This is a genomic window from Plantibacter sp. H53 (assembly GCF_001650455.1).
GTDB lineage: Bacteria > Actinomycetota > Actinomycetes > Actinomycetales > Microbacteriaceae > Plantibacter > Plantibacter flavus_A.
Map to the genome: position 1 here is coordinate 1 of NZ_LWCT01000032.1, position 15,697 is coordinate 15,697.

A 15,697-nucleotide genomic window follows, 5' to 3' on the forward strand; every position below is an offset into this window, starting at 1 on the left:
CGTCGAACGTGCTGTCCGGCGCGTGCATCCCGCCCCACGGCACCCCCAACACCCCAGCCCGAGGAGTCCTGTGACCACCGTCGCCGCCATCATCAAGCCCACCGCAGACGCGCCGTTCGAGGTCGGCACCATCGAACGCCGTGCGCCGCGCGCCAACGACGTCGTCATCGACGTCCACTACGCCGGCATCTGCCACAGCGACATCCACCAGGCCCGCGAGGAATGGGGCAAGGCCATCTTCCCGATGGTCCCCGGTCACGAGATCGCCGGCATCGTCACCGAGGTCGGCGATGCGGTCACCAAGCACCAGGTCGGCGACCGCGTCGGCATCGGCTGTTTCGTCGACTCCTGCCGCGAGTGCGAGAACTGCCTCGCCGGCGAGGAGCAGTTCTGCCTGAAGGGCAACGTCGCCACCTACAACGGCCGCGAGTACGACGGCGAGCCCACCTACGGCGGCTACAGCAAGCAGATCGTCGCCGACGAGAACTACGTGCTGAGCATCCCCGAGGGCATCGAGCTCGACGTCGCGGCACCCCTGCTGTGCGCCGGCATCACCACCTACTCGCCGTTGAAGCACTGGGGCGCCGGTCCCGGCAAGCAGGTCGCCATCGTCGGGATGGGTGGTCTCGGCCACATGGGCGTCAAGATCGCCCACGCCCTCGGCGCAGAGGTGACCGTGCTCAGCCAGACGACCTCGAAGGAGGAGGACGGCAAGCGCTTCGGGGCCGACCACTACTACGCGACCGGCGAAGAGGGCACCCTGAAGTCGCTCCGCGGACGCTTCGACCTCATCATCAACACGGTCTCCGCCGACCTCGACATCGACGCCTACCTGTCGACCCTCAAGCTCAACGGCTCGATGGTCTTCGTCGGACTGCCCGAGAACACGCAGCAGTTCCGGGTGTTCTCGCTCGTCGGTGGCCGCCGCTCGCTCGCCGGCTCGAACATCGGCGGCATCCGCGAGACGCAGGAGATGCTCGACTTCTGCGCTGAGCACGGCATCGGTTCGCAGATCGAGCTCATCGGTGCCGACGAGGTCGAGGGCGCCTACGACCGCGTGGTCCGCAGCGACGTCCGCTACCGCTTCGTCATCGACACGGCGACGATCGGCTGATCGCACCGATACCCTGAGAGCATGATCCGGCTCCCGTTCCGTCGTCCAGGCGGAGCGGGAGCCGTTCCTCGTGAACCCCTCGGCCGCGAGGTCCTCGTCCTCGGCGGTGTCGCGTTCTTCGTGATGCTCGGGTTCGGTGTCGTGATCCCGGTCCTGCCCGTGTACGTGCGCAGCTTCGGCGTCGGCTACCTCGAGGTCGGCGCGGTCGTCTCGGTCTTCGCGCTCATGCGGCTCATCGCGAACCCGTTCGTGGGTGCGCTCGTCGATCGGATCGGCGAGCGGGTGGTGCTGGCGTCCGGCATCGGGATCGTCGCGGTGTCGAGCGCGCTCGTCGGGCTCGCGGCGGACTATCCGCAGCTGCTCCTGCTCCGCGGGGTCGGAGGGATCGGGTCGGCGATGTTCTCCGTCGCCGCGATGACGCTGCTGCTGCGCACCACCCCACCGCACCGTCGCGGGCGGGCGGTCGGGTTCTACCAGGGCGGGTTCCTCGTCGGCGGCATGGCCGGACCGGCCGTCGGTGGCCTGCTCGCGACCATCTCGCTCACGGCACCGTTCTTCTTCTACGCCGGGACCCTCGCGGTCGCCGGCGTCCTCGGACTCGTGATGCTGCGCGGCAGTCGGATCGCCGCGCCGGTCGAGACCGCCACGCAGGCCGAGCCCTTCCGCACGGTCCTCGCCGATCGCCGGTACCAGGCGGCGCTCCTCGCGAACTTCGCGAACGGCTGGGCGTCGATGGGCGTCCGGGGCGCACTCGTTCCGGTCCTCGTCGTGGAGGCGCTCCATGAGGAAGCAGCCTGGACCGGGATCGCCTTCGCGATCGCCGCTGTCGCGCAGACGCTCGCGCTCGGTCCCGCCGGCCGCTTCGTCGACACCGTCGGACGACGACCCGCGATGCTCGTCGCGTTCCCGGTCGCGGCGGCGGCGCTCCTCGCCATGCCGTTCGTCGGCGAGCTCTGGCTGCTGGTCGTCGCCCTCTGCGTCTACGGTGTCGCGGCGGCCTTCCTCGGGACCGCTCCGGCGGCGGCCGTCGGAGACGCCGCGGGTGGTCGGGGTGGTCGGGCCGTCGCGGTCTTCCAGGCGACGTCCGACCTCGGCGCCATCGTCGGCCCGCTGGTCGCCGGCGCACTGCTCGACGCCTTCTCGTTCCCCGCGGCGTTCGGCTCCGCGGTCGTGCTCATGCTGCTCGTCCCCGTGCTCGCGTCCCGCATGCCGCGGGAGCACCGGAACCAGCCGACGACCGCCTAGCGGGACTGGAGTCGCAGGCCCACCGAGGTGGTGATGTCCTCACGCTGACCGCCGGAGTGGACGAGCTGCTCGCCGTCGACCGTCAATTGGCTGGCGTGTTCCGCGAGTGCCGCGGCGACGATCGGGAGGCGGTGCCCGAGTGGGAACCACACGGCGTCGTCGCCCAGCGGTTCCAGGTCGGTGCGGTGGTGCACGAGTTCCGCGAAGGGCACCCCGCTCCTCCGCGCGGCGACGATCGCGGCCTCGTGCATCCGGAGGTGGTCCGGGTGCCCGTACCCGCCACCGTGGTCGTAGCTGACGACCAGGTCCGGCGAGACGTGTCCGATGACCGCGACGAGGTCGTCGGCGACGTCGTCGAGCGGAGCGAGCGAGAACGCACCGGGGGAGACGTCGTCAGCGGGGCCGGCGAGTCCCTCGCGCACCCACCGCATGCCCGAGTCCACGTATCGCGTCGACGTCCCCGGTCGGGCCGCCGGACCCGTCCCCAGCCAGAACTGCTCGGCCACGCCGAGCGTGCGGCAGGCGGCGGCGAGCTCCGACTCGCGGTGGGACGCGAGAGCAGCGGTTCCGGCGAGGGACCGGAGCGGGCCGTCGACGACCTCGCCGCGCTCGCCTCGCGTGGCCGTCACGAGGACGACGCGAGCACCGTGGTCCACGAGTTCGGCGATGAGCGCGCCCGAAGCGAGGGTCTCGTCGTCGGGATGCGCGTGCGCGAACAGGACGGTGCGCCCGCTGTCGATGAGCGGGAGGAGTCCGTGGTTCACGAGGTCGAGGTCGCCGGGGCGGTGGCGACGGCGGGAGCGTTCTCGACCAGGGTCCGGTAGACGTCGACGAGGGCGTCTCCCGAGCGCTGCCAGTCGAACCGCTCCGCCCGACGTCGCGCTGCCGAACCGAGCTGCGCGAGCCGCTTCGGGTCGCCCAGGATGGACGAGACCGCAGCACCCCAGATGTGCGGGTCGCGGGAGTCGATGACGATGCCCGTCTCTCCGTCGACGACGGCCTCCCGCAATCCGCCTGAGGCGGCCACGACGGTCGGCACGCCGCTCGCCGCGGCTTCGAGCGCGACGAGACCGTACGTCTCCGAGTGCGAGGGGACGAGCACGAGCGTGCTCTCGCGGAACAGCGTGGCGAGTCCGATGCGCGACTGCGGCCCGACGAAGCGGACGTCGTCGGCGACACCGAGGTCGCGGGCGAGGGCGGCGAGTTCCTCGGCGTAGCGGTCGTAGTCGACGGAGACGTCCCCGGCGATGACGAGTTCGGGGCGGAGCTCGGGCGCGACCGCGGCGATGGTCTCGATGGCGAGGTCGAAGCCCTTCAGCGGGTGGAGGCGACCGGCGACCACCGCGGTCGGGCGACCGGAACGAGGACCGTCGAGCGGGTGGAACAGCGTCCCGTCGACACCGGGTGGCACGATCGACACCCGGTCGGGGCGGGCTCCGAGCCGCGCGATCGCGGTGTCGGCCTCGGCCGCGCTGATCGCGACGACCGCGTCCGACTCCGCGGCGAGCCGTGCCTCGCCGGCCAGGCGCCCGGGGGACTCGGCGCGCTCGCCGTGCGAGAGCGGGGTGGTGGACTCGGCGGCGATGCTGTGGAAGCTCTGGACATGCGGGATCCCCAGTTCCCGCGCGAGGGGGAGTGCGGCCATGCCGGAGAACCAGTGGTGGGCGTGCAGGACGTCGTATCGCGGCAGTCGGGCGAGTTCCGAGCGGAAGTCGTCGACGAACTCTTCGTGCCGACCCTTCGCGACCGGTTCGGCGGGACCGGCGTCGAGGAAGCGCAGGGTCACGCCGGGGGCGAGGGATGCGGCGGACGGCTGGTCGGCAGATGACCGCCGGGTGATGACGTCGACCTCATGGCCCGCTGCGCCCATCGCGACGGCCTGATGACGGACCACGACGTTCATCCCGCCGGCGTCACCGGAACCCGGCTCGTCACCGGGACTGGTGTGGAGCGAGATCATCGCGATGCGGAGGGGCTGGGGTTGCGAGGGCACCAGACGAGCCTAGTAGCCGTGGGCGTCCCAGCCCCTCGTGACGGAGACACCAGAACGTGCTCGCACATCCGACGCCGGAGCGTGAGAATGATCGCGAGACGAGCGCGACGATGCGCCCGTCCAGGCGAAAGGGACGATCATGACGACGCTCAACCCGTACCTCGGCTTCCGCGGGACAGCCCGTGAGGCGATGGAGTTCTACCAGGGGGTCTTCGGCGGCGAACTGACGGTGTCGACGTTCGGCGACTTCGGTGCCGCGGTCGAGCCGGACGAGGTCGATCTGGTGATGCACTCCCAGCTGACCGGCGACGCCGGGGTCGTCTTCATGGGGTCGGACACGCCGAAGCACATGCACTACCGCGAGGGCAACAACTTCTCGATGTCGCTGAGTGGGTCGGGCACCGACGATACCCAATTGCGCGAGTACTTCGAGCGGCTCTCCGATGGCGGCACCGTCCAGCAGCCGCTGACCGTGGCGCCCTGGGGCGACTCCTTCGGCATGGTGCAGGACCGCTTCGGGATCACCTGGCTGGTGAACATCGCCGCCCCTGCGGAGGGGTGACGTGAGTGTGACTGCAGTGGTGTCGGGACGACATCGGCTTCCCGAGGAGCAGCGATGACTGAAGCGTGGAACGATTTCTTCGTGGCGACAGCGGGCGCTGCGGCGGCGCTCGCCGGACTCATCATCGTCGCGATGTCCGTGAACATCGCCAAGATCATCGAGATCCCGTCCATGCCGGCGCGGGCGGCGGCGACGATCAGCTCCCTGGTGTTGATCGTCGTCGTCGCTGCCGCAGGACTCATCCCGGGTCAGGCCGACGCCTTGTACGGTGTCGAGGTCCTGCTCCTGACCGCCCTCGCTCTGTGGTTCGCGATCGACGCCGCGGTCCGGATCCTCCGCCACCAGGATGCCGAGCATGGACCGCGCGCCCTCAAGGCTGCGGTCCCGGTGTTGCAGATGATCCCGTTCGTGATCGGCGGTGTATTGCTCCTCCTCGGTTCGTCGGTCGGTCTCGGCTGGCTGGCTGCCGGCTTCATCCTTGTGTTCATCGGCTCCGTGGTCGGTGCTTGGGTGCTGCTCGTCGAGATCCTCCGGTAGTCTCCTCCGACCCTGAGCGCCTCAGCGACTCCGAGCAACCCCGCCCGGCCGTCGAGCACAGCGCGATCCGCGCGAGCGACGACTGCGCCGCGCGCCTCGCGGAGTTCTCGGACGAGTGGGCGGAACTCCACCGCCAGCAGGCTGTCCTGGACGCACGCAAGGCGCGCCTCCTCGCCCGCTCCGCCGCCTGTGCCGATGCCTTCGCGGACGCCACGGTCCCGGCGGTCTTCCCGCCGGCCGAGCGCCAGGCACTGTCTCGTCGGTCGACGTGTGCGGCCCTCGCGATGGCGACCCGGATCCCGGAGCGGACGATCCAGCGTGCGACGAACGACGCCGAGCGCCTCGTGAACGACGCACCGGCGGTGCTGGCGTCACTTAAGGCGGGGCGCATCTCGGCGCGGCACGCGCAGACGATCCTCGACCAACTCAGTGACGTGCCGGTCGAGGGGCAGGCGGTGTTCCTCGCCGAGGTCCTGCCGGTCGCCGGACAATCCACCAATGCGTACCTCCGGAAGCGCGCCCGAGTCCTCCGCGAACGCCTCCACCCCGAATCCATCACCGCCCGAGCCGTCCGCTCCGAGGCCGACCGCCGGGTGGAGTTCGAGCCCGCGGCCGACGGGATGGCGTGGGTGCACCTCTTCACGACGGCACCGATCGCGCAGGGCGTCTCCGAGCGGATCGAAGCGGCGGCAGCGGAGTCACGCGCCGTGGGCGACACTCGCACGTGCGCACAACTGCAGGCCGACGCCCTGGCGGCGCTCGCCCTGACCGGTGTGACGCCTGAAGACGTCCTGTCGAGCCCGGTCCTCCCGCACCCGATCGAGGTGCAGGAACACATCAAGCCGACCGTGCAGATCACCGTCCGAGCGCTCAGCATGGCCGGCGTCTCCGAGGCCCCGGCTACCCTCGACGGCTACGGCCCGATCGACCCCGAGACCGCGGCACGGATCGCGGTGAACGCGCCCAGCTTCACCCGGATCCTCGTCCAGGCGGAAACCGGTGCGGTCCTCTCCGTCGGCCGGAACCAGTATCGCGTTCCGGCCGATCTCCAACGGGCGGTGCGCCTCCGGGACGGCACCTGTCGCGCACCAGGCTGCGGCAGGCGGGCCAGAGCGTGCGATCTCGATCATTCGGTCGCGTGGGAGGACGGCGGCGCAACGGATGTCGGAAACCTCGCCTGCCTGTGTCGACATCACCACCGGATGAAGCACCTTCCGGGGTGGAACCTCGACCACGGACCGGGTGGGGTCCTTGAGTGGACGACACCCGACGGGAAACACCATCGGACGGAACCGGATCCCGCACCCTTCTGACCTGCGCCGGTCCTGAGTCTGTCGAAGGGCACTCGGGTCGCGCTGCCTCGGCTCGGGGGAGAGAGGTGTGCCCGGATGGACCTGGAGGAGGGACCCACTCGAAGCCGACAGGTGCTGTCTCGGACAGCTGTCCGAGAAGTCGTGGTACACTGGTGGGAATGCCTCGCACATCAGGAGTTCCCGCCCTCGGTGCCGAGCAGTCCACCACAGAACGTCCCGCTCCGCCGTCGCGCGTCGAGCGCTTCACTCCCGTCCTCCGAGCGACGGGCGACCCACGTGCCGAGCGCACCAGGCAGACGATCTTCGACGCCGTCGCCACCATTCTGGCGGGTCGGCCGGAACGCGTGTCCGTCGGCGACATCGTCCGGGTCGCCGGGATCAGCCGCAGCTCGTTCTATGCGCACTTCGCCAGCCTCGACGACCTCACCGCGGCCTACCTGCGGGTGCAGTTCGCCGGCCTTGCCGCGTCCGGTGTCTCGGTGCGGCCCGCGGGGGAGTCGCTGGGTAGCGCCGAGCGCGCCCGCGAAGCCTACCGACGCCTCGTCGCCCAGCTCCTCGAAGACGCACCGCTGTACTCGAGCGTGCTCGAGCTCCCCGTCGCCCGCAGCGCATTCGACGACCTCGTCGGCGAGCACGCCGACCACCTCATCGGCTCGCTGCTCGAGCGCACCGAGGTCCCGGTCGGTATCCCGGCGGGCCTGGTCTCCGCCTATGTCGCCGGTGGCACGCTCTCCCTCGTCGACGGCTGGCGCCGCGGACGCATCGACGTCTCGGACGACGAACTGGTCGAAGCCCTGGTCGCCCTGCTGCCCGCCTGGCTGCTCGACGAACGATCCGTCGGCGCGTCACCGCCACCACCGACCCCCGAACCATCCGGCCGCTGAACCGCCGGAACACGACGACGCCGGTGCGCGAGTACCGGTGACGACCTGAGAAGAGAAGAGGAACCATGCAGTTCATCGTTGGAGAGACCCTGGTCTACCCGCACCACGGAGCGGTCACCATCACCGAGTTGTCGAAGGTGACGATCAAGGGTGTCGAGCAGGACGTCATGACGCTTCGCGTGCACACGTCCGAGCTCACCATCAAGCTGCCGATCGCGAACGCCGACCTCGTCGGTGTGCGCGACGTCATCGACCACGACGGCGTCCAGGCCGTCTACGGCGTGCTCCGTGAGCCGTTCGTCGAGGAGCCCGGCAACTGGTCGCGTCGGTACAAGGCCAACCAGGAGAAGATGGCCAGTGGCAACGTCCACCGCGTCGGCGAGGTCGTCCGCGACCTGTGGCGTCGCGACCAGGACAGCGGCGTGTCGGCCGGCGAGAAGCGCATGCTCCAGAAGGCGCGCCAGGTGCTCGTCTCCGAACTCGCGCTCGCGCAGTCGATGACCGACGAAGAGGCGTCCGCGGGCCTCGACGAGGTGCTCGCCTCGTCGATCGCGACCCCCGAGGCCGTCGCAGCCAAGTAGGACCCATGCAGATGAAGAGCGCCCCGCCGGTTCGGCGGGGCGCTCTTCGTCGTCGTGGAGGGTGCCTCAGCTCCCGGTGTTGCCGCTGACGATCGCCAGCACGCCGACGACCGCGATGGCGACGATCGGCCCGAAGGACAGGGCGGCCTTGGTGATCGTCCAGGCACGGCTCTCGCGTTCCGGGGCCGGCAGTTCGGCGGGCGACACGTAGACCGGAGCCTGCCCGCCGTCAGCGGACGCGCCGCCGCTGAGCTGCAACACCCGCGTGTCCGTCCATGCTCGTCCGTCGAAGTGGACCTGGCGTTCCTCGTCGGTCGGGTGCGGGTACCAGCCCGCGGCGTCGGCCTGCGACGGCTTGTCCCGCTGGAACCGCAGCACCCTCGAGTCGCCCCAGGTCTCGCCGTCGAAGTGGAGTTCCTTCGTCGGGTCGTCGGGGTGCGGGTACCAGCCTGCGGTCGTAGCCATCCCTCAAGTATGACAGCGGGATCGGGGATGCCGAGACCGTCCGATGGGCGGCAGAATGGAGACAATCATGACGACGACACCGCGACCTCGAGCCCCACGTCCACAGATCATCCTCGAGGTGGTCCGCAGTTCCTGGGTCACACCGCACCTCGTGCGCCTCACCCTCGGCGGTCCAGGCTTCGCCGACTTCCAGCCCAAGGACGCCACCGACAGCTACGTGAAGATCTCCTTCGCCAAGCCCGAACTCGGCCTCGAGCCACCGTATGACCTCGCGGCGCTCCGTGAGACGCTGGCACCCGCCGACCTCCCGGTCACCCGCACCTACACGGTGCGACGCGTGGACCAGGCGGCAGGCACCATCGACATCGACTTCGTGGTGCACGGCGACGAGGGCATCGCCGGCCCGTGGGCCGCTGCCGCTCAGCCGGGAGACCGCGTCGTGCTCGCCGGCCCCGGCGGTGCCTACCGGCCCGACCCGACCGCCGACTGGCACCTCTTCGCGGGCGACGAGTCGGCGATCCCCGCGATCGCCGCCGCCCTCGAGGCGCTCCCGGCGGACGCGAAGGGGCTCGCGTTCCTCGAGATCGGTGGGCGCGACGACCTCGTCGAGCTCGACCACCCGGCCGGGGTGCAGCTCATCTGGGTCGGCCGTGCGGCCCGCGACGAATCGACGGCCGCGCTCCTCGCGACCGCCATCGCCGGACACCCGTGGCCCGACGGACGCGTGCAGGTCTTCGCCCACGGCGAGCGGGAGTCGATGAAAGCACTTCGTGAGGTGTTCCTCACCCAGCGCGGGCTCGACCGCTCCCAACTCTCACTGTCCGGGTACTGGGCCTACGGACGCACCGAAGACCGCTTCCAGGCGGAGAAGCGCGAACCGATCGGGGTCGTCCTGCCGGCCTCGTGACGCCCGCCCCGGCGCCGCGCTGCGGGCGGGCGCCTGACTCAATGTGAGGGGTCGGCCGGCTTGCTGCGCGTCCGGCGGACCCGCGACGGACGCTCGACGCGTGCCCGGATGTCCGGTGGAACGAGGTCGAGCAGCTGATCGCGACGCAACGGGAGGTCGAGCAGGCTGAGTTTCATCCGGCCCTTGCGCGAGTGCCGGCTCGGGTCGAGTCGCACGACGTTGGCTGCGTCGCGCACGAGCCGGACGGTCACGACCGCGCCACTTGCGACATCGGACAGGACCTGGCCGTCGATCTCGACGGCGGCCTGCTTCGTCGCCGTGCCGATCGAGAACTGCAGGCGCTCCGCCGGCCCGAGGATGAACGAGCGGTCGATGCCCGACATGGGCGCGACCGGCGTGACGACGGTGGCGGCGACGGCGGGGGAGAGCACCGGCCCGCCGGCCGCGTAGTTGTAGGCCGTCGATCCGGTCGGGGTGGCGATCACGATCGCATCGGCTTTGAAGTACCCGTAGGCGGTGCCGTCCACGGCGAGGTCGGCCATGACCACGCCGGTTCCCGGGCGCCGGGCGATGGAGACGTCGTTGAAGGCGAGGAGATGGGCGACCTGCTCGCCGGTGGTGATCGTCACCTCGAGGCCGTGGTGCGGTTCGAGGGAGAACTCGTTGTCGCTGACCCGTTGGAGTGCCTCAGCGAGCGCGGCCGGCTCGACCTCGACGAGGAAGCCGACGTTGCCGTAGTTGACGCCGAGCACCGGTGCGGATCGGCCGGCGAGCAGCCGCATCGCGCCGAGCATCGTGCCGTCGCCGCCCATCGCCACGGCGACGTCGACCGACGACGCGAAGGCGTCCTCGTCGAGCAGTTCGACGTCGTCGCCGAGCCGGTTGGCCTCCGCGCGGAGTCCGACGAGGCGCGCGCCGTGTTCGAGCTGCCATGAGCGGAGGATGCGGACGGAGTCGTCGATGTTCTTCGTCGGGTGCGTGATGAGGCCGATCGTCATCGACGGCCCGGTGGGGTGCTTCGTGCGAGTGGTGGTCACCCGTCGAGCATAGGCCGATCGCCTGACAGCACGACCGGGACGCGGGCTCCCGGCGGGCAGTGGCGTGCCTCGCGACCGACGCGCCCTGGGCCGCGTTTGGGATACTGGAGGGAGCCGGTCCGCCGTGATCCTCGCGGGGCGCCGAGCGTGGAGGAACGACATGAGCGATGTGACCGAGCACCCTGGCCGACCGCGGCGGGCGGGGCGGCTGACGTCGATCCTCATCGGAATCCTCTGCGCGGTGCTCGTCGTCGTCCTCGGGTTCGTCGTCTGGACCCAGATCGTCATGCAGGGCACCCGTCCCGCCGCACTCGCGGTGTGGGAGGACCCTGCGGTGTCCGTCACCGACGTCGGCGACGCCGTGGTCCTCGCCCCGACCGCGGACGCCGAGCGTCCGGCCTCCGGTACCGGTCTCGTCTTCATCCCCGGGGCGAAGGTCGACCCCTACGCCTACCTGTACAAGCTGTCCGGCGTCGTCGAGGAGGCCGGCGTGACCGTGGTCATCACGAAGCCGACGCTCAACCTGGCGTTCTTCGACCAACGGCCGCTGGAGACGTTCACCGCCGCCGCCCCGGACGTCGACACCTGGTTCGTCGGCGGCCACTCGCTCGGCGGGGTGCGCGCCTGCCAGCTCGCAGAGGATCCCGCGGTGACGGGTCTCGTCCTGTTTGGGAGTTACTGCGCGAACGACCTCTCCGGCTCGGCTCTCGAGGTGCTGAGCCTCGCGGGGAGCGATGACGGACTGAGTACCCCGGAGAAGGTCGCCGACGCGCGCGTCCGGCTGCCCGCCTACGCGACGATGGTCGAGATCGGCGGGGCGAACCACGCGAGCTTCGGTGACTACGGGGTGCAGCCCGGTGACGGTTCGGCGACGATCTCCAGTGATGAGGCCCGCTCCGAGATCACGCGGAATCTGGTCGAGCTGCTCGGCTGAGCGGACGGGGTGGGCCCCGGCGGTCCGCAGGGACCCTGACGATCAGCCCTTCGGGACCGGCGGCCCGACGACGAGCAGGGCCGTGAAGACGGCGACGACCACGAGGCCGCCGACGACCACGAGCAGGACCGGGTGTCGGACGAGCCAGCGGGTCAGGCGGTCGAGCACGCGCTGGTCGCGCGGGTCGGCACCCGCCTCACGGCGCCATGTCCCGTCGAGTCGGCCGGTGCGGTCCGCCCAGAGGTCGAAGGGGATGGTCGCGTACGGGACGACGGCGCTCACGAGGCCCACGAGGATCGTGCCGATGGGCCAGCGCTGGTTGATCCCGATGAGCAGGACCGTCGCGCCGTAGACGAGGAACACGAAGCCGTGCAGCGCGCCACCGATGCTCACGCCGAGGTCGGTCGTCTTCGTGACGTACTTGAGGATCATCCCGATGATGAGCAGGGTCCAGGTGATCGCCTCGGCGATCGCGATCAGGCGGAAGAGGCGGCGCGGCGACACAGGGGCTCCAAGGCTCGGGGTGCAGGTCTTCCAGCTTGCCAGGCACTGCTGAGAGGGTGCTCCCAGCGGGCGCCCGGTTCTGCCACCCTGGGTGGATCGGGAATACGCGTCGGAGCGACGCGGTTCACCGAGATGTATGCAAACACATACAATCGCCGTGACAGCTCGCGGCGAGCCACACGACGTTGGAGAACCCCATGACCACACCCCTCGAGTTCGGCATCGACACCTTCGGTGACGTCACGGTCGACGCCGACGGCGCACCACTGTCCCAGGCGCAGGTCCTGCGCAACGTCGTGGAGCAGGGTGTCCACGCCGAGGCGGTCGGCCTCGACTTCATCGGGGTGGGGGAGCACCACCGTGAGGACTTCGCGGTCTCGTCGCCCGAGGTCGTGCTGGCGGCGATCGCGGCCCGCACCGAGCGCATCCGTCTCGGATCCGCCGTCACGGTGCTGAGTTCCGACGACCCGGTGCGCGTCTACCAGCGGTTCGCGACGCTCGACGGCATCTCGGGAGGGCGGGCCGAAGCCATCCTGGGCCGCGGATCCTTCACCGAGTCGTTCCCGCTCTTCGGGTACGAGCTGTCGCAGTACGAGGAGCTCTTCGAGGAGAAGCTCGAGCTGTTCGTCGCCCTCCTCGAGCAGGGACCGGTCACCTGGTCGGGCAAGACGCGCGCGCCGCTCCGGGAGCAGTCGGTCTACCCGCGGGTGGAACACGGGAAGCTGAAGACGTGGGTCGGTGTGGGTGGAAGCCCCGAGTCGGTCGTGCGGACCGCTCGATACGGCCTGCCGATGATGCTGGCCGTTATCGGTGGTGGGCCGCTGCGGTTCGCCCCCTTCGTCGACCTCTACCACCGCGCACTCGCGCAGTTCCAGCTGCCGACCCAGCCCGTGGGCATGCACTCTCCGGCGCACATCGCCGAGACCGATGAGCTCGCGCAGGAGCAGCTCTGGCCGCACTACCGGGCGATGATGGACCGGATCGGCCGCGAGCGGGGCTGGAGCCCGATGACCCGTGGGCACTTCGAGCAGGAGGCCGGCCCGGAGGGTGCCCTGTTCGTCGGTTCGCCGGAGACGGTCGCACGGAAGGTCGCGACCGCGGTCGACGGCTTGGGGCTGTCCCGCGTGGATCTGAAGATCAGCAACGGTTCGCTGTCGCACGAGCACCTCATGGACAGCATCGGTCTGTACGGCTCCGCGGTCGTCCCGCGCGTCCGCGAACTGCTGACCGAGGCCTCGACCGCCTGATCCGGTTCAGCGGATCGCCGGCGGGCGGTAGGGCATCGTCAGCGTCAGGACGGTGCCGCCGGTCTCGTCGTCGGCTGCCGGGCCGACCCTGAGGGACCCGCCGAAGGCGCCGGCCCGTCGATCCAGTTGCAGCAGGCCGCCGGACGGTTCGGTGCCCTCGCGGAGACCGGAGCCGTTGTCGACGACGCGCAGCTCGACGGCGCCCGCAATCGTCCCTCGCCGCTCGGTGGCTGGCGACGAGACCCGGAGGTCCACGACGAGTCGATCGGCCGCCCCGTGGGTCAGCGCGTTCGTGACGCCCTCCTCGAGCGTGCGGACGACGACCGCGCGCTCCGCCGTCGTGAAGACGTTGTCGATCGGGTCGTCGAGGAGCCGGAAGTCCGGCGAGACGTCGAGACTGGTGGTGATCGACGGGGGGAGCCGTTGCAGGATCGCGCGGATGCTCGGTGCGATCCCGACCTCGAGCAGCGGCGGTGACAGGAGCCGGCTGAGCTCGCGCACGTCGCGCTCGCGCACGGTCCGGAGTTCCTCGCCGAGGGACCGAAGGGTCCTGGCCGCATCCGACCCGACGTCCGGGCCGCCCTCCTCGAGTGCTGTCGTGACGGACGCGAGCTGGGCGCTGATCAGGACGAGGTGCTGCTGCAACGTGCCGTGCAGCCCTTCCGCGACCTCCCGCTTCACCCGCAGCTCCTCACCCTGCAGGGATTGGAGGGCGAGGTCGGCCCGGTGTCGCTGATCGGCGTGCGCGCGCTCCTGCTCGCGGGCGCGTCGCCGGGCGGCACTGAGGCTGAACCCGAACGTCGCGCAGACCGCCAGGGCGAGCGTCGTCGTCCCGGCCTCGACGAGGACCGTCTGCAAGCTCGGGTCGCGGTACACGCCCAGCAGGAGCTGGAGGCCGCTCCGCAGCAGCCCCGTCAGCACCGCCACGAGGAGGACACCCCCGAGCACCTTCGGGCGCCACCACTCGTGGAGCGACGGCCCCCACCTCGACCACAGCAGGAGTGCGAGTACGAGGATCGCCGCGCTCAACGAGACGAGGTTGGCGGTGACCCGTTCGGCGAGCATGCCACGCGTCCCACCCGGGGCGACCCAGGTGTAGATGTAGACGCTCTGGAAGGACACCGCGAGTCCGAAGACCGCTGCCATGGCACCACTGGCCGTGATGAACGCCCGGCTGTCGCTCCAGCGCTCAGCGCGAGCGGTCCGGGCCTCCTGGGTCATGGCTCCATTCTGACCTGCCGTGCGCGCCACCGCCGACATCGACGTGCGGTCGCTCGGGAGCTTCCCCCTCGGTCGTTCCCATCTCGATCCGGGATACTCGGAACATGCACCACCAGTCGCACTCCGACCCCTCGCCCGCCGCGCTGTCCACGGTCGACGATGCGACGACGGACGCCGCGACCACCAGGCCGCTGCGTGTCGGGGTGATCGAGGACCAGCCGCTGCTCGGCGGCATGCTCGCCGAGCTGCTCGACGGGGCGCCAGGCGTGACGTTCGTCGGGCGTGCGGGTACGGTCGCCGAGGCCCGCAGGCTGTTCCTCCCGGGGACGGTGGACGTGCTGACCATGGACATCGAGCTGCCCGACGGCAACGGGGTGAGCCTCGGCGTCTCCCTCCGCCGGGCGCAACCCGGCCTCGGTGTCGTCCTGCTGTCCGCCTACGACCTCATGGACATGCTGCTCGAGATGCCGGCCGACGTCCGCGAAGGGTGGAGCTACCTGTCGAAGACCTCGTCACTCACGCGCGAGATCCTCCTCGAGGCCATCCGTGTCTCCGCACGCGGCGAGACGATGCTCGATCCCGAACTCATCGACCGGACCAGGCCCAGGGCGGGGTCGAGTCTCGAGTCGCTCACCGACCGGCAGTACGCCGTGCTGCAGCTGCTCGCGACCGGTCGCTCGAACACGGGAATCGCGACCAGGCTCGGGATCGCGGAGAAGTCCGTTCAGAACCACCTCACGGCGATCTACGCCGCACTCGGGATCGAGCATGACACCTCGAGCAACCCACGGGTGTCGGCCGTTCTCGCCCTCCTCTCCGAATCCGGCCGCTTGTCCTGACCCGACGTCCGCGGTCGGTGCGCGGGCTCAGCGTCCGCGGTCCGGCGCTTCGAGGTCGTCCACCGTCCGATCAGGGCGCCATCCGCGCCAGACCGGATGCCTGAACCGTCCATCCGGTGTCCACTCGCTGAAGCGGACCTCCCCGATGAGGACCGGTTCCACCCAGTTGGCGTCGGCCGCGTCGGCCGGCGGGACACCCACGAGAGCCGTCGACGCCCGACCCAACCGTTCGAAGCGCAGCGCGGTCGCCGCCAACTCCCGATCGCTGAAGCCGCTCCCGACCCGCCCCGCGTAGTGCAGCAGCCCATCCGCGC

At 70.5% G+C, this 15,697-nt stretch carries 17 protein-coding genes and 1 pseudogene; 11 read left to right on the plus strand and 7 right to left on the minus strand.

The features are described 5' to 3' along the window. Positions 1-70 precede the first annotated feature (70 nt). Together A4X17_RS13055 and A4X17_RS13060 are read left to right on the plus strand one after the other, a co-directional pair. Entirely contained in the window at positions 71-1,114 is a 1,044-nt protein-coding gene (locus A4X17_RS13055; protein WP_064296121.1) for an NAD(P)-dependent alcohol dehydrogenase, read from the plus strand. A gap of 21 nt (positions 1,115-1,135) precedes the next feature. Beyond that, positions 1,136-2,359, plus strand: coding sequence for an MFS transporter (locus tag A4X17_RS13060; RefSeq protein WP_064296122.1), 1,224 nt, complete (start codon positions 1,136-1,138; stop codon positions 2,357-2,359). Here the strand turns inward: A4X17_RS13060 and A4X17_RS13065 are convergent. Together A4X17_RS13065 and A4X17_RS13070 are read right to left on the minus strand one after the other, a co-directional pair. Beyond that, complete coding sequence (locus A4X17_RS13065) at positions 2,356-3,123, minus strand: PIG-L family deacetylase (protein WP_064296123.1); 768 nt, start codon at positions 3,121-3,123, stop codon at positions 2,356-2,358. The two genes, A4X17_RS13060 and A4X17_RS13065, sit on opposite strands and share 4 nt — an antisense overlap. After that, on the minus strand, positions 3,120-4,352 hold the full coding sequence (locus A4X17_RS13070) for a glycosyltransferase (protein ID WP_082916161.1): 1,233 nt from the start codon (positions 4,350-4,352) through the stop codon (positions 3,120-3,122). Before A4X17_RS13070 ends, A4X17_RS13065 begins: the two co-directional genes overlap by 4 nt. A 136-nt stretch (positions 4,353-4,488) precedes the next feature. Here A4X17_RS13070 and A4X17_RS13075 point away from each other — a divergent pair, with 136 nt between their 5' ends. The 5 genes from A4X17_RS13075 to A4X17_RS13095 all read left to right on the plus strand — a co-directional run bounded on the left by A4X17_RS13075 (position 4,489) and on the right by A4X17_RS13095 (position 8,229). Next, positions 4,489-4,914 (plus strand): VOC family protein, encoded by a 426-nt coding sequence (locus tag A4X17_RS13075; protein ID WP_064296124.1) that lies wholly within the window; start codon positions 4,489-4,491, stop codon positions 4,912-4,914. A gap of 54 nt (positions 4,915-4,968) precedes the next feature. Next, positions 4,969-5,451, plus strand: coding sequence for a hypothetical protein (locus A4X17_RS19505; RefSeq protein WP_064296125.1), 483 nt, complete (start codon positions 4,969-4,971; stop codon positions 5,449-5,451). Continuing rightward, the gene (locus tag A4X17_RS13085) at positions 5,421-6,764 is read left to right on the plus strand and encodes an HNH endonuclease signature motif containing protein (protein WP_064296126.1); all 1,344 of its coding nucleotides are present in this window, start codon (positions 5,421-5,423) and stop codon (positions 6,762-6,764) included. Before A4X17_RS19505 ends, A4X17_RS13085 begins: the two co-directional genes overlap by 31 nt. 158 nt (positions 6,765-6,922) lie before the next feature. Next, positions 6,923-7,648 carry a TetR/AcrR family transcriptional regulator gene (locus tag A4X17_RS13090; RefSeq protein ID WP_064296127.1) on the plus strand — a complete coding sequence of 242 codons (726 nt, stop codon included), beginning with the start codon at positions 6,923-6,925 and terminating at the stop codon, positions 7,646-7,648. Between the two features lie 65 nt (positions 7,649-7,713). Further along, on the plus strand, positions 7,714-8,229 hold the full coding sequence (locus A4X17_RS13095) for a CarD family transcriptional regulator (protein ID WP_064296128.1): 516 nt from the start codon (positions 7,714-7,716) through the stop codon (positions 8,227-8,229). A 66-nt stretch (positions 8,230-8,295) separates the two neighbouring features. Here the strand turns inward: A4X17_RS13095 and A4X17_RS13100 are convergent, their stop codons facing one another. Beyond that, complete coding sequence (locus A4X17_RS13100; RefSeq protein WP_064296129.1) at positions 8,296-8,694, minus strand: hypothetical protein; 399 nt, start codon at positions 8,692-8,694, stop codon at positions 8,296-8,298. A 67-nt stretch (positions 8,695-8,761) separates the two neighbouring features. Here A4X17_RS13100 and A4X17_RS13105 point away from each other — a divergent pair, with 67 nt between their 5' ends. After that, positions 8,762-9,601: a siderophore-interacting protein gene (locus A4X17_RS13105; protein ID WP_139205353.1), complete on the plus strand. Its 840-nt coding sequence runs from the start codon at positions 8,762-8,764 to the stop codon at positions 9,599-9,601. A gap of 38 nt (positions 9,602-9,639) precedes the next feature. Here A4X17_RS13105 and A4X17_RS13110 read toward each other — a convergent pair whose 3' ends face one another. Next, the gene (locus A4X17_RS13110) at positions 9,640-10,638 is read right to left on the minus strand and encodes an NAD(+)/NADH kinase (protein WP_231884386.1); all 999 of its coding nucleotides are present in this window, start codon (positions 10,636-10,638) and stop codon (positions 9,640-9,642) included. Between the two features lie 160 nt (positions 10,639-10,798). Between A4X17_RS13110 and A4X17_RS13115 the strand changes: the two genes are divergently transcribed. After that, positions 10,799-11,572, plus strand: a complete 774-nt coding sequence (locus A4X17_RS13115) for an alpha/beta hydrolase (protein WP_082916163.1) — start codon at positions 10,799-10,801, stop codon at positions 11,570-11,572. A 42-nt stretch (positions 11,573-11,614) separates the two neighbouring features. Here the strand turns inward: A4X17_RS13115 and A4X17_RS13120 are convergent, their stop codons facing one another. Continuing rightward, positions 11,615-12,076, minus strand: a complete 462-nt coding sequence (locus A4X17_RS13120) for a DUF3817 domain-containing protein (RefSeq protein WP_064296132.1) — start codon at positions 12,074-12,076, stop codon at positions 11,615-11,617. A 197-nt stretch (positions 12,077-12,273) separates the two neighbouring features. On the opposite strand from A4X17_RS13120, the gene A4X17_RS13125 reads away from it, so the two are divergent. Further along, positions 12,274-13,323: an LLM class flavin-dependent oxidoreductase gene (locus A4X17_RS13125; protein WP_064296133.1), complete on the plus strand. Its 1,050-nt coding sequence runs from the start codon at positions 12,274-12,276 to the stop codon at positions 13,321-13,323. 6 nt (positions 13,324-13,329) lie between these two features. Here A4X17_RS13125 and A4X17_RS13130 read toward each other — a convergent pair whose 3' ends face one another. Next, positions 13,330-14,544: a sensor histidine kinase gene (locus A4X17_RS13130; protein ID WP_064296134.1), complete on the minus strand. Its 1,215-nt coding sequence runs from the start codon at positions 14,542-14,544 to the stop codon at positions 13,330-13,332. A 104-nt stretch (positions 14,545-14,648) separates the two neighbouring features. Between A4X17_RS13130 and A4X17_RS13135 the strand changes: the two genes are divergently transcribed. Beyond that, entirely contained in the window at positions 14,649-15,383 is a 735-nt protein-coding gene (locus tag A4X17_RS13135; protein WP_079002593.1) for a LuxR C-terminal-related transcriptional regulator, read from the plus strand. Between the two features lie 27 nt (positions 15,384-15,410). Here A4X17_RS13135 and A4X17_RS13140 read toward each other — a convergent pair. Continuing rightward, positions 15,411-15,697 (minus strand): annotated as a pseudogene (locus A4X17_RS13140) (ATP-dependent DNA ligase); the annotation flags it as partial.